Below are 13,703 nucleotides of genomic sequence, written 5' to 3'. Positions count from 1 at the left end.
TGATGAGCTTATATTATGAACCTATCGTGTATACGATCCCTCCTGAGGAGGAGGGAATGCTGTTGAAGACCATTTTGCAAAAACGTATGAATGTTTCGCGCAAGCTGATTTCCAAACTCAAGCTGACGGAACAAGGCATTATGCTGAACGGAACACGAGTGTATATCAGTGTAAAGGTACAGTCCGGGGATCGCGTGGAAATCCGTATGGAGCGCGAGCATTCCGATGATATTTTGCCTGAACCGATTCCTTTTGACATTTTATTTGAGGATGAGCATTTATTGGTCGTCAACAAGGCGGCGGGTATGATTGTCCATCCGACTCACGGTCATTACACAGGAACGCTGGCTAACGGGGTTGTGCATTATTGGCAGGCCAAAGGCGAGCTGTTCCGGTTCCGTCCCGTTCATCGTCTCGATCAGGAGACGACGGGTGTCCTTGTGGTGGCTAAAAATCCATATGTACACCAGCATATTTCCGAGCAAATGATTGCGGGAACGGTGGATAAGCGCTACACGGCCCTGGTGCACGGTTGCCCTGATCCACAGGAAGGCAGGGTGGATGGGCCGATTGACCGTAATCCGGATGATCCACATTTGCGCATGGTGACCCCTGATGGTTATCCGGCTCTTACACTCTATATGCTGGAGGAAGCCTGGAATGGGGGGAGCCGCATCGGGATCAAGCTGGAATCCGGGCGTACGCACCAAATCCGGGTACACATGACTTCTATCGGATGTCCGTTGATCGGAGATAAAATGTACCAAAATACGCCTGATGACACTGCGCAACGTGAGCGTTATGCTCAGTTGGATGCCCAGATGCCCCGACAGGCATTGCATGCCTCAGAGCTGTCCTTGGCGCATCCTGTGACTGGAGAGCAGATGACGTTTTGCGCTCCTTTGCCGGACGATATGGCCCGGTTACAGGAGCTGTTAAGAAATCGAAATGGAGGGTTAACATAACGATGAGCCAGTTGAAAGTATACCAGTACTCCAAATGCAGCACTTGCCGCAATGCAGTGAAATGGCTGCAAGGCAAGGGAAATGAAACGGAACTGATTCCTATTTTTGAACAACCGCCCGGCCCGGAGGAATTGACTGATTTAATTAGCAAAAGTGGACTAGAGCTGAAAAAGTTTTTCAATACGAGCGGTGAGATTTATAAGGAGCTGAAGTTGAAGGACAAGCTGGCAGACATGAGCCGTGAAGAGCAAATCCTGCTTTTATCCTCGAATGGAAGATTGATCAAGCGCCCGATTGTAACAGATGGGAACAAAGTAACGGTAGGCTTCAAAGAGGAAACATTTGATGAAGCATGGGGCGCTCAATAACGTCCAATTCGGCTCCGCGATATGTTATACTGTTGGGGGTAAATAATATGATGAATGGGAGCAATACAATCTGTGACACAACGTAATGAACAATCCATAATGCTGGTTGATGGCATGGCTCTGTTATTCCGCGCTTATTATGCAACCGCTGCAAACGGTTATATAAGGCGCACAAAGGCCGGAGTGCCAACGAACGCCATATATGGTTTTATTCGATATTTTTGGGATGCGGTACAAACCTATAATCCGACGCATGTCGTATGCTGCTGGGATATGGGAGGAACGACGTTCCGCGGGGAGCATTTTGCTGCGTACAAGGGGAATCGGGCTGACGCGCCGGATGATTTGGTTCCTCAATTTACATTGATCCGTGAAGTGACGGACAGCCTTGGCATTCCTAACATTGGAGCGGCAGGCTTTGAAGCGGATGATTGCATCGGTACGCTGGCACGCCATTATACGCAGAATGAGGACATGGATGTAATGATTCTCTCCGGAGATCATGATTTACTCCAATTGGTGGATGAGCGGACACGGGTTATTATTATGAAAAAAGGTCATGGCAATTATATGGTGTACACCCCAGAAACGCTGCTATCTGAAAAAGGGCTCAAACCCCGCCAAGTTGTGGATATCAAGGGCCTAATGGGGGATGCAAGCGACAATTACCCAGGAGTACGAGGCATTGGTGAGAAGACGGCACTCAAGCTGGTACAGGAATATGACTCCATTGAAGGTATTCTGGAGAATCTGGATCAATTGACGCCGGCGGTGCGCAAAAAGATCGAGAGTGATCTGGATATGCTACATTTGTCACGTAAGCTGGCTGAAATTCACTGTGGTGTACCTGTAGCATGCGCACTGGACAGCTGTCTGCTGACGCTGGATCATGTGCAAATTGTAGACAAGTTTGAGGAGCTTGAAATGAAAAGCTTGTGTACGTTAATGGGTGTGGCAACTGGTTCATAACGAAGCCAGTTTGGCTTCACAGGTACAACTCGGAATTCGCATTACACATATGAGGATACTGGCGCTTTGTGCGTTAGTGTCTTTTTTATGCACAGTTATGTCAAGGGAGATATATATTCTTGTGAAGGATTATATACAATTGCGATAAAAGGATTGACCTTGGAAACGTTTCAGGCGAATATAGGATAGAGAGAACCGGACCATGACTGAGAGGGGACAACAGTAGCTATGACAGTATTGGGAGCAATTGAGGCAGGCGGTACCAAATTTGTATGTGGAATTGGCAACGAACAGGGAGAGGTGCTGGAACGCGCGAGCTTTCCGACTGCCACGCCAGCAGAAACGATGGCGAATGTCGTTGCATTTTTTAAAGGGAAGGGCATTGAAGCGCTGGGTGTAGGGTCCTTCGGGCCGATTGATCCTATCGAAGGCAGTGATACATATGGCTATATTACAACAACGCCAAAGCCGCATTGGGGCAATTATAACCTGATCGGCAAGCTGAAAGAGCATTTTGACGTACCTATGGGATTTGACACGGATGTGAACGGTGCAGCATTGGGCGAATCCATCTGGGGGGCGGCCAAGGGACTGAACAGCTGTCTCTATATTACGATAGGTACAGGCATCGGAGCGGGTGCTTTGGTCGGTGGAAAGCTGATTCATGGATTATCCCATCCTGAAATGGGTCATATTCTAGTGCGTCGTCATCCGGAAGATACATATGAAGGGACATGTCCTTATCACGGTGATTGTCTGGAAGGATTGGCAGCAGGTCCTACACTCGAGAAAAGATGGAAGATCAAAGGACATGAGCTTTCTGTGGATCACCCGGCTTGGGAGATGGAAGCTTATTACTTGGCACAGGCTTTGATGAGCTATGTATTGATTCTTTCACCGCAAAAAATTATTATGGGTGGCGGAGTAATGAAGCAGGAGCAACTGTTTCCACTCGTTCGCGCCGAGCTTCAACAACTGTTGAACGGATATGTACAGCATCAGAGTCTGACTACAGAAATGGATCAATATATCGTGGCTCCAGGCTTGGGAGACAATGCCGGATTGTGCGGCGCTCTTGCCTTGGCAAAGGAAAAGTTGAACAAATGAGAATTTTGGGTTGACGGCGATCCGAGGTACGGTTATCATATAGGCAACAGTATAGTACGGCTCAAAAAGGGAAGCACCTTTCTTGCAAATACGCGAGATAGGTGCTTTTTTTGTATTTTGCGTTGTGCGGAACTGTAACCCAATGATAAGCATGGAGGAAAAAGCATGGAAATCGTATTTTTAAACCGTTTGTCCAAACGGAATGAACAGGGCCATGAGCTATTTGCTCAGGTATGGATTGGACAACATGATGAGGTATGGAGTGCAGGGTGGAGCACACAACACAGCTTGGATGAAAGCACAGATGATTTATGGTATGAGGGCAGCTTATGGCAGGAATTGTTGCATGTTATCGCCACGAGCTGGCGCTCAAGATGGCAGAGGGCTACAGACCCTTAATCCATGGTGTTTTTCATGAGCAGAAAGGGGCAGCAGGACGTGGACAAACATTACAAAAGCTGTATTGCTATAGTGATTTGTTTCCACGTGATGATGTGTATGAGCAATTGACGATGTGGAGACGACAAAAGGCGGCTGCCGAGCGAAAGGCACCTTATTTTATCGCTACCAACCGTCTGCTCCGGTTGATTAGCGTCTATCTTCCCCATACCGAGGAGGAGTTGCTGGAGCTACCAGGAATGGGGCAGGGTAAAATATCTCAATATGGGCCAGAGCTACTGGCTATTACGACACAAAATGACCGGACAACGCCATTTCCGCTAAATTGGGTAACAGAGACACTGGATGAGGAAGTTTTCTTATCATGGCTGTACAAGCAAAAAGAGAACCAATATAAGCAGGAACTGAATAAATTCAGTCTGACAAAAACCATTATTGAAGGTATTTCAGACGGTCTTACGTTGGAGCATATTGGATTGAAGGTGGGGTTACATCGTAGAGAAATGATTGAAGCAGTGGAACATTTGGATCGAGATGGAATCGATATGGAAAAGCTGATCTGTCAGGAATTGGTGAACGTATCTGAGGAAGAGCAGACGGCAATCTGGTCTGCGTATGAAGAACTGGGGGATACGTTGCTCAAGCCCGTCATGCTGCGGGTATATGGTGAGGAACAGGCCGCGGAAACGGGGCTGGATCAAGTTTATGAGCGGCTGCGTCTGATTCGTATCCGTTTTCGCCATCAAGGGGCATCAGATCGACATGCGGGATAACCAAATACAATCGGAAGCACCGATCATTTGTCGAAAGGCATATTAGGTCGGTGCTTTTTTTGAAAGACTATGTTAAGCTATGTTGTTGAAATTCGATGATTACCAACATATGTTCTATAATTGGGGTAAATCGTGGTTCGGAGACGATATTCCCATGGATTTATAAGGAATTGATGAAGCTTGCAGGCCAAAGCCGCTTGAAGAAATGGAATACAGCTTTTTCTTACTGAATGGGCAGTAAACTTTAGTTATATGTAAAAATTAGTACCCAAATTGTGAAGGATTAGTATATGATAAGAACTATAAAATAATTGAAGTAAAAGATGTCAGACTAAATTCATACGATTTTTTAGAAGGAGTGATGTGGTATGAAAATGCATTCAGGCAAAATATTAGAGAGGTCTAAAAAATAGGGAAGTCTGTACGGATTTCCCTATATAGGAGGAATCCAAAAATGATTACGCTAAAAGCAATCGACAAAAGTAATTGGGAAGAATGTGCTCAACTTAAACCGAAACCAGAGCAAAATAGGTTTATTGTATCTAACCTTTTTTCCATTGCGGAAAGTCAGTTTTTAGAAGGATTTTTATCTAAAGCTATTTACAATGACGATGTAATGATTGGTTTTACGATGTTTGGTTTAGACCAGGATGACGGAAATTACTGGGTTTACCGATTTATGATTGACGAAAGATTTCAAGGTCAAGGTCAAGGTTACAATGCTATGTTGCTAGTTATTGACGAAATATGGAAATCCAGTGATAGGACTGATGTTATAATGATTGGATATAAACCAGACAATGAACTAGCTAGAAAGCTATATAGAAAATCAGGTTTCAGGGAGGAGGGAATATCACCCTGGGGAGAAATGCTTGCGCAGTATAGGTTTGTCTAGTCAAGGATAGTAACCAACAATAATAATCGCTTCATTACAACAGATTTCCAGTATTACGGCAGTCTGTTAGTTCAATTACGCCTTTTATGGCGGTTTTCTTTTGGTCGGAAATTAACATTATGATTTAACATAGCCTTTTGAAAAAAAAGCTTAAAGTGTGTAGTGATAGTGCGGCAGAAATATACAACAATACAACAAAGCAGCAGCTATATCCTGTGAGGATACAGCTGCTGCTTCAACCTTTTTTCTCAAACCCAATCGTTCTTGCGGAAAATACAGAACATGCTGACACCCAGCGCCACCATAATACCAATGACGACAAAATAACCATAATGTGTATGAAGCTCAGGCATATTATCAAAGTTCATACCATAAATTCCGGTAATGACCGTTAACGGCATAAACACGGTTGTAATCGCTGTAAACACGCGCATGATTTCATTCGCACGGTTAGCGATACTGGATTGATAAGCTTCTCGAAGGTTACCCATTAGATCGCGGTAAGTTTCAAAAGTCTCCGAAATTTTCACGGCATTTTCATAAATGTCGCTGAAATATTTTTGCAATTGATCGTCGATCAGCCGTAAATCCCGTTTGTTCAACGTATTGATGACTTCTTTTTGCGGACCAAGCACTTTTTTCAGCCACAGAATCTCACTGCGTAAGCCGATGATTTCATTCAAATGCGACTTTTTCGTATGCATCAGAATGTCTTCTTCCAGCTTCTCAATGCGAACCTCAATCCGGTCACCAACCAGAAAATAGTTGTCAACAATCAAATCAACCAATAGATACATAAAACGGTCAGGTTGGCTGACCTCCTGCTCCCACAGCATAGGCTTGAGGGTGCGAAGCTCATTGATTTTCTGCTTGGTCACCGTAATGATAAAATGGCGGCCGAGAAAAATGTTCAAGGCACGTAAAAATATTTCTTCATCATCAAAACGAATGCTGTTTACAACGATAAAATAATGGCTCTCGTAAATTTCAATCTTCGGACGCTGCTCTTCTTCACTCAAACAGTCCTCTACCGCGAGATCATGCATGGAGAACAGAGGCTGGAGCACTGCCAGATCATCAACATCGGCATCAATCCAATAAAAGCCTTCTGCTGGCGGAGTAAGCGCCATTTCAATTTCTTCGACAGGGGTAAAAACCCCGTTGTTTACCAAACGGATTTTCATATATGTCACTCCTTATGCTCCGTCGTAACGGAAAATACGTGTACCTCAAGCATAAGGAATGGACTCAGTTAGCCAGTTAGCCGGATCAGGTAAGCGGCATCCCCATCAAAAGCCAGAGGCTTTTGGAGCATGCAGAGCCTGGCGCCCCGTCTTTCGGCAAGCTGAAGTCATTCCTATGCTGTTGTTCAGGGATCGCCGCCTATTCGGACTCGGGTCGCCTTCCATTCCGGATTTCACCTCACAAATGTTCTTTTTTAGGTTGCCACAGTATCGCAGAAAGCACTCTAAATCTGCACCACTGCTCCATATTTTCGGCCTATAGCACTTGTATAGTATAACGCTCGACCTACAGCCTTTCAAGCGCAAAATCGCGGGCTAAATCAACAGTAGTGACAAGAGCTTCGGCGATAGAGTAATGTATGATTTAACATATGGAAAAGTAAGACGAAATGTGAATGAAAGGCGCTAAATTACAAGTTCCATCTTGACGAGGCCCAGCGGATGCATTAAAGTGAACAACAAGAACTTTTTATGAACCCAAAATGAATATAGCGAAATCTTATCAAGAGCAGGTGGAGGGACTAGCCCGATGATACCCGGCAACCGGCGATTTTAATCGTACGGTGCTAATTCTTGCAGGACGCGCGCTTCTTACAAAGAGCGATGCCCTGACAGATGAGAGAGGCGCATATGGATACAAATATGACCTTTCTCGTAACCGAGGAAGGTCTTTTTATGATATGCCCGGCATCTCAACATGACGATTTTCGCAAAAACTTCACCGAACAAGGAGTGAGTTTACATGCCGATTAAAATTCCGGATACACTACCTGCCAAGGAAGTGCTGGAGAGCGAAAATATTTTTGTAATGGATGAAAGTCTAGCCTATCATCAGGATATTCGTCCGTTGCGCATCGCCATTTTGAATTTGATGCCTACCAAAGAAACAACGGAAACTCAACTGTTGCGTCTGGTTGGCAATACTCCGCTTCAAGTGGACGTTACATTGGTACACATGAAGTCGCATGTATCTAAAAATACATCGCAGGAATATTTGAGCATGTTTTATAAAACGTTTGGCGAGATCAGAAACAGTCGTTTTGACGGCATGGTTATTACGGGAGCACCCGTTGAACAGCTTGAGTTTGAGAATGTGAACTACTGGGAGGAAATCCGGCAAATTTTTGAATGGACGAAAACGAATGTAACTTCGACCATGCATATCTGTTGGGCCTCACAGGCGGGTCTGTACCATCATTTCGGCGTTCCCAAATACGGACTTGATTACAAATGTTTTGGCGTTTTTCCACATAGCGTTATTAAACCTAAAGCGAAGTTGCTACGCGGTTTTGATGAATTGTTTTATGCACCTCATTCCCGGCATACAGAGGTTCGACCCGAAGATATTGAGCATATTGCCGAACTGGAGCTTTTATCCGAATCTGAGGAAGCCGGAGTGTATCTGGTAGCTACGCGTGATGGCAGACAAATCTTTGTGACGGGACATTCCGAATACGATCCACTTTCCCTGAAATGGGAATATGATCGTGATGTCGCCAAAGGGATGGATATTGAATTACCGAAAAATTATTTTCCCAACAATGACCCTGAGCGTATACCGCCCTCAACCTGGCGTGCGCATGCCAATTTATTATTTTCAAATTGGCTCAACTATTATGTATACCAAGAAACACCTTTCGATATCGGGCCCCAGATCTAAAAAGGGGCTTGACGTTTATATCTCCGCAGTACCACATTGCAGCAGCGCAGCAGTATAGATTTGATAATCCCATTTTGCAGCATATGTTACAGCACCTATTATGGAAATCAACGGGAGGATTCATATGAGTGAGAAACAGTGGAAAATCGAAAGCAGGTTAGCACAAATTGGTTCAATCGAAGAGCCGGTAACCGGAGCGGTGAACTTTCCGATTTATCAGTCTACAGCGTTTCGCCATCCCCGTCTGGGTCAAAGCACAGGATTTGATTACATTCGAACGATCAATCCGACACGCAAGGTGCTGGAAGAGGCGTCCGCTACACTGGAATCCGGTGATGCAGGCTTTGCATGCAGTTCAGGTATGGCGGCGTTGCAAACGGTATTTGCCCTGTTTGGACAAGGAGATCATCTGATTGTATCGCTGGATCTGTATGGAGGCACGTATCGTTTGCTGGAACGTATTTTATCCAGATTCGGCGTGACTGCGAGCTATGTGGATACGAACGATCTTGAAGCTATCGAGCAGTCATGTCGACCGAATACCAAAGCGGTATTCATAGAAACGCCTACGAATCCATTAATGATGATTACCGATATTCGGGCTGTAGCCGAATGGGCGTCACAACGTCAGTTGCTTACCATTGTAGATAATACGCTGTTAACCCCATATTTCCAGCGTCCTTTGGAGTTGGGTGCAGATATTGTAGTACATAGCGCAACCAAGTATCTGGGCGGACACAATGATGTGCTGGCAGGCTTGATCGTAACCAAGGGTAAGGAGCTATCAGCCGAAATTTCCTTCCTTCATAATTCCATTGGTGCTGTACTGTCTCCGAGCGATAGCTATCAGCTGATGAAGGGCATGAAAACATTGGCGCTGCGTATGGATCGGCATGAGCACAATGCGACGGTGCTGGCCAATTATCTGCTGACGCATCCGGCGGTGGCTGAGGTGTTTTATCCGGGGCTTGAGGGTCATCCTGGTCGTGAAATTCAAAATAAACAATCCAGCGGCAACACAGGTATTTTCTCTTTTAAAGTAAAAGATGCCCGTTATGTGGAGCCATTGCTTCGAAATATTAAGCTTATTGCTTTTGCAGAAAGTCTGGGCGGTGTGGAATCGTTAATGACTTATCCTGCTGTACAGACACATGCCGATATACCGGTTGAGATTCGGGATGCAGTGGGAGTGGATGATCGGTTGCTGCGCTTCTCCGTCGGCATTGAACATACGGATGATTTAATTGAAGATTTGCGTTCAGCGCTGGAAGCGGCACGTCAAGAAATCGAAGGAGGGGAACGGCAATGATTGAGGACGTGCGGAAAATCGGGCAGGAAACGGAAAAAGAACGGAAATTCGCTACCAAGCTGCAGCATTTTGGCTCTGGAATTGATAGTGTTACGGGTGCGTCGAGCGTACCGATTTATCAGGCGTCCACCTTTCACCATCATGATATTTTTAATCCTCCGTTGCATGACTACAGTCGTTCCGGCAACCCGACACGGCAAGCTTTGGAGGACTACATCGCTTTACTGGAAGGCGGGGCCAGAGGTTTTGCCTTTGCATCTGGTATGGCAGCTATATCCAGTACGTTTATGCTGTTGTCCACAGGGGACCATGTCATTGTTTCAGAAGATGTATATGGAGGGACCTACCGCCTGCTGACTTCTATTTTAAAACGGATGAATATCGAAACCACCTTCGTCGATATGACGGATATCAACCTTGTGAAAGAAGCGCTGCAGGAAAATACGAAGGCTGTATATATGGAAACACCTTCTAATCCAACCCTCAAAATCACCGATGTGGCAGGGGTAACGGCTTGGGCACAGGAGAAAGGGCTTCTGACGCTGCTGGATAACACCTTTATGACGCCCTATTATCAACGTCCGATTGAGCAAGGCGTCGATATCGTGCTGCACAGCGCAACCAAATTTCTCGGCGGGCACAGCGATGTATTGGCAGGTCTTGCGGTAGCACGTACAGAGTCGTTGGGCAGACAAATCAAGCAGCTTCAAAATGGACTTGGAACCGTATTGGCCCCTCAGGATTCGTGGTTGCTTATGCGCGGGATGAAGACACTGGAGGCACGTATGGCGCACAGCGAAAAGAGTGCGGCGAAGCTGGCCAACTGGCTGAACGAGCGCAGTGACATTGAGGCGGTATACTATCCGGGGCTGGAAAATCATCCGGGGCGCGCCGTACATGAGAGCCAATCCAGTGGATACGGTGCGGTTATCTCGTTTGATGTAGGTTCCGGTGAGCGTGCAAAAGAAGTACTCAATCGCGTACAAATCCCGATTGTGGCGGTAAGTCTGGGAGCTGTGGAAAGTATCTTGTCGTATCCGACGATGATGTCACATGCGGCAATGCCACACAGTGTACGTCTGGAGCGGGGAATCACGGATGGTCTGCTACGTTTTTCCGTAGGTCTGGAGGATATTGACGATCTGATCAGTGATTTAAATGAGGCTCTTCGCTAAAACGACAACATGTCGAAATTGAAGCCCCTGTGTGTTAATTACAGGCATAATGAACATAAAATATAAAAAAATCCACTCAATCTCATAATCAGCGCTTGACATCTAGCCCAGCATCCGATGGCGATTGCATTCGATGAAATTCCCGCCTTATAGCGCCTGCGATTTCGTATAAAGTAATGGCGGCGCTATAAGGCTTTAATGCGATGATGTCGACCTTCTACGGTCGCGTTTGCCCAGCGGCATTGATGGTAGTTTACGATTTCGGTTTTCCAACTTCGCTTCGTCTTGAGGGTGCTTCGAACTGCAATGTGGTCAACTCGATCACCCTGCCACACCAACGCTCAAACCCTTATTGGGCAACGGAAAAGTTGGATGAGCAATTATACCAGGTCGCGAACGCTTCTTTCCATTCCATACGCTGCAAAGAAGCGATGAATAGTTCAGCAGCGTTTCCAAACGCTTACTGCCTTCTTTACCAAGCGATTCCGCTGGTGGATCGAGCAAGCGCTGGTTAGCCTTTAGATATGCCTTAGCCCGCAGCTCCTCTAGTTCCTCTAACTTTAGACCCGGCAGCAGGTCTAGCATGGTCTCCCCTTTGAGGTTATAAATGCCCGTGTTATACGTATGGCCTTTCTTGATCGCAAAGTCATCGACGCCTAAAACCAGATTTTTCATTTGTTTCGCTTCTTCCCACACTTGCTCGTAGATCCGTTCATACTCGGCCGGAATCGCCTCGTTATGCATACGCTGTACGGAACTGGACGGTGCTTGCTGCATGCGGGCGCTATGCGTTGCTATTCCTTTTGTTGTTTGTGCGGACTTACAACATTACAGGAATTGCAGATGTTTTTCCATTTTTGACCCTTGATGATTTCGTCAAGCACTGATTTTGGTTTTGAGCCTAAAATAAAAGATTTCTTATCCGATAATGATAAAGAGATCATTTTGTCGAATTTTCCGTTCAGAAGGAATATCTGAAATTATCATTTACAAAACGGGAAGAGAGAGGGGGATTTCTGTGTAAAATTGTTTTAATCTATCAGGTTTTGGCAGTTCGATGAAGCTTCTCTAGGTTGAGATACGAAAGGGTGGGGGGCTGAAACGTCAGGGGATTGAAATGCTTGACTGCAAGCGACCATCAACTTTTATGATAAACGACGAGTTGTTTTTGCAGAAAATGCTAGACGGAACAGGGGAAGGAAAATATGAAATGCAATAAAATAGCAAACGCTTCTTTAGCCTTAATTATGTTTTTGGGGATCATACTGCCTATTTTTATTCCAACAAGTTTGGTACGTGCTGCAAATGGAGTGCTTGACCCTGCAACAACTAAATCGTTTACTCCTGTGGAACCTATAAACTTCATTACTACTGATGGGGTAGATGACACATTCAAAATAACCAAACTTCCTGTTAATGCGATACCAGGAGCCAAGACTACCGTAGAGTTCTGGATGTATTGGAATGGGACGAGTTCTGTCAAGCCGTTTGGTTGGTACATCTATAATCTTTATTTTGCCAATGGATACTTTGGATTTAATCAAGGTGATGGAAGTATCTTAGGAATTCCTTCTGTTGAATTGAAGAACAAATGGGTTCATGTAGCAGCAGTCTTCACGAATGGTGTTCCAACGGCTGATACAAATGTGCTTTACATCAATGGAGAGAAACAATCCATTAGTTTATTTCTCACGGATAAGACTGAATCTAAATCTGTAACTCCAATGGCCGTCATATCTGGATGGGGGCACGACTCAAAGTATAAATTCGCGGGTAAGTTAGCGGAAGTGCGTATCTGGAACAATGCCCGGACTGCTGAAGATATTCAGTCTGATATGAACCGATCTCTCAGTGGAGATGAAGCTGGTTTAATTGGGGCATGGAACCCAGATTCGTTGACTACGGGAATTGTTTATGATGTTACCAAGAGAAATAATGGAGTTGCTGCAGGTTTTGCTGCTCCGCTCTTTAACTTGCAGATCACAGAAAAGACAGATCAAAAAATGGTGCTAAACTGGGATAAAATTACAAATGCAGAAACATATGTTCTCAAACGAAATGATTCAATCATTTATCAAGGACCGGATTCTACCTTTACAGATACAGGGTTATCTCCATTTACCGATTATACGTATACGCTTATTGCCCGGAATAGTAACGGGGAGACCAATGAGGCTAAAATAATAGACAAAACGAATAAATCGGTATTACCAACTCCGACAAACATCGTAACCACTGCTACAAACTCGTCTATTACGCTGGATTGGGATGATGTTGCTGGGGCTACGACTTATGAGTTGAAGCGTGACGGTGTTAGTATCTACAGCGGAAGCGAATCCAAATTTACCGATAGTACAGGGTTGACGGCAGCAACGACCTACACGTACACATTGGTAGCCAAGAACGGAACCGGAGAAAGCAGTGCGGCATCGCTACAAGTAAAAACAGCCGATCCGACGCCGACCACTCCAGCCCCGGCGACTCCAACAACCCCAGCGAATCTGACAGGCACAGCCACAACAACGAGCATTAAGCTCAGCTGGAATGCAGCGGACAACGCCGAGAGCTACGAGTTGAAACGAGACGGAGAAGTGGTCTATAGAGGAAGCGACCTGACCTATACGGATACAGGCTTGAAGGAGTCCACAAGCTACACGTACACATTGGTAGCCAAGAACGGAACCGGAGAAAGCAGTGCGGCATCGCTACAAGTAAAAACAGCCGATCCGACGCCAACTGATCCGACGCCGACTGATCCAACGCCGACCACTCCAGCCCCGGCGACTCCAACAACCCCAGCGAATCTGACAGGCACAGCCACAACAACGAGCATTAAGCT

Annotated in this window: 10 protein-coding genes, 2 pseudogenes and 1 riboswitch; of the genes and pseudogenes, 10 read left to right on the top strand and 2 right to left on the bottom strand. The window is 45.6% G+C overall.

The genetic code is table 11. The annotated features are described in order from the left end of the window. The first annotated feature begins 2 nt into the window (after positions 1–2). The 6 genes and pseudogenes from ACWGOO_RS02885 (at position 3) to ACWGOO_RS02860 (ending at position 5,476) form a co-directional block, all read left to right on the top strand. Positions 3–965 carry an RluA family pseudouridine synthase gene (locus ACWGOO_RS02885; RefSeq protein WP_452481343.1) on the top strand — a complete coding sequence of 321 codons (963 nt, stop codon included), beginning with the start codon at positions 3–5 and terminating at the stop codon, positions 963–965. Positions 966–967: 2 nt separating this feature from the next. After that, complete coding sequence (locus tag ACWGOO_RS02880) at positions 968–1,333, top strand: arsenate reductase family protein (RefSeq protein WP_452481341.1); 366 nt, start codon at positions 968–970, stop codon at positions 1,331–1,333. A 72-nt stretch (positions 1,334–1,405) separates the two neighbouring features. Further along, positions 1,406–2,302, top strand: coding sequence for a 5'-3' exonuclease (locus tag ACWGOO_RS02875; protein WP_452481339.1), 897 nt, complete (start codon positions 1,406–1,408; stop codon positions 2,300–2,302). Positions 2,303–2,530: 228 nt separating this feature from the next. After that, positions 2,531–3,409 (top strand): ROK family protein, encoded by an 879-nt coding sequence (locus tag ACWGOO_RS02870; protein ID WP_452481337.1) that lies wholly within the window; start codon positions 2,531–2,533, stop codon positions 3,407–3,409. A 165-nt stretch (positions 3,410–3,574) separates the two neighbouring features. Then, positions 3,575–4,581, top strand: a pseudogene (locus ACWGOO_RS02865) (HRDC domain-containing protein). A gap of 454 nt (positions 4,582–5,035) precedes the next feature. Further along, a complete protein-coding gene (locus ACWGOO_RS02860) occupies positions 5,036–5,476 on the top strand; it encodes a GNAT family N-acetyltransferase (RefSeq protein ID WP_452481335.1) in 441 nt (146 codons plus the stop codon). A gap of 248 nt (positions 5,477–5,724) precedes the next feature. On the opposite strand, the gene corA is transcribed toward ACWGOO_RS02860, so the two are convergent. After that, on the bottom strand, positions 5,725–6,660 hold the full coding sequence (corA, locus tag ACWGOO_RS02855; protein ID WP_452481333.1) for a magnesium/cobalt transporter CorA: 936 nt from the start codon (positions 6,658–6,660) through the stop codon (positions 5,725–5,727). 556 nt (positions 6,661–7,216) lie between these two features. Beyond that, positions 7,217–7,342: riboswitch (SAM riboswitch) on the top strand. Between the two features lie 120 nt (positions 7,343–7,462). Here corA and metA point away from each other — a divergent pair. From metA to ACWGOO_RS02840, 3 genes are all read left to right on the top strand, one after another. Then, on the top strand, positions 7,463–8,380 hold the full coding sequence (metA, locus tag ACWGOO_RS02850) for a homoserine O-acetyltransferase MetA (RefSeq protein ID WP_452481331.1): 918 nt from the start codon (positions 7,463–7,465) through the stop codon (positions 8,378–8,380). A 124-nt stretch (positions 8,381–8,504) separates the two neighbouring features. Continuing rightward, a complete protein-coding gene (locus ACWGOO_RS02845; protein WP_452481329.1) occupies positions 8,505–9,689 on the top strand; it encodes a PLP-dependent transferase in 1,185 nt (394 codons plus the stop codon). Beyond that, the gene (locus tag ACWGOO_RS02840) at positions 9,686–10,864 is read left to right on the top strand and encodes an aminotransferase class I/II-fold pyridoxal phosphate-dependent enzyme (RefSeq protein ID WP_452481327.1); all 1,179 of its coding nucleotides are present in this window, start codon (positions 9,686–9,688) and stop codon (positions 10,862–10,864) included. Before ACWGOO_RS02845 ends, ACWGOO_RS02840 begins: the two co-directional genes overlap by 4 nt. Positions 10,865–10,966: 102 nt before the next feature. On the opposite strand, the pseudogene ACWGOO_RS02835 reads toward ACWGOO_RS02840, so the two are convergent. After that, a pseudogene (locus tag ACWGOO_RS02835) lies at positions 10,967–11,677 on the bottom strand (ISL3 family transposase); the annotation flags it as partial. Between the two features lie 392 nt (positions 11,678–12,069). Here ACWGOO_RS02835 and ACWGOO_RS02830 point away from each other — a divergent pair. Next, the coding region (locus ACWGOO_RS02830; RefSeq protein WP_452481325.1) for a LamG-like jellyroll fold domain-containing protein at positions 12,070–13,703 on the top strand (1,634 nt) is incomplete at its 3' end.

Source organism: Paenibacillus sp. NPDC055715, from assembly GCF_053617595.1.
This window is presented reverse-complemented; position numbering and strand designations above follow the sequence as displayed.

Coding starts and splice junctions, on each gene's coding strand:
- ACWGOO_RS02885 (WP_452481343.1), top strand. CDS start 3: ATGAGCTTATATTATGAACCTATCGTGTATACGATCCCTCCTGAGGAG.
- ACWGOO_RS02880 (WP_452481341.1), top strand. CDS start 968: ATGAGCCAGTTGAAAGTATACCAGTACTCCAAATGCAGCACTTGCCGC.
- ACWGOO_RS02870 (WP_452481337.1), top strand. CDS start 2,531: ATGACAGTATTGGGAGCAATTGAGGCAGGCGGTACCAAATTTGTATGT.
- ACWGOO_RS02860 (WP_452481335.1), top strand. CDS start 5,036: ATGATTACGCTAAAAGCAATCGACAAAAGTAATTGGGAAGAATGTGCT.
- corA (WP_452481333.1), bottom strand. CDS start 6,660: ATGAAAATCCGTTTGGTAAACAACGGGGTTTTTACCCCTGTCGAAGAA.
- metA (WP_452481331.1), top strand. CDS start 7,463: ATGCCGATTAAAATTCCGGATACACTACCTGCCAAGGAAGTGCTGGAG.
- ACWGOO_RS02845 (WP_452481329.1), top strand. CDS start 8,505: ATGAGTGAGAAACAGTGGAAAATCGAAAGCAGGTTAGCACAAATTGGT.
- ACWGOO_RS02840 (WP_452481327.1), top strand. CDS start 9,686: ATGATTGAGGACGTGCGGAAAATCGGGCAGGAAACGGAAAAAGAACGG.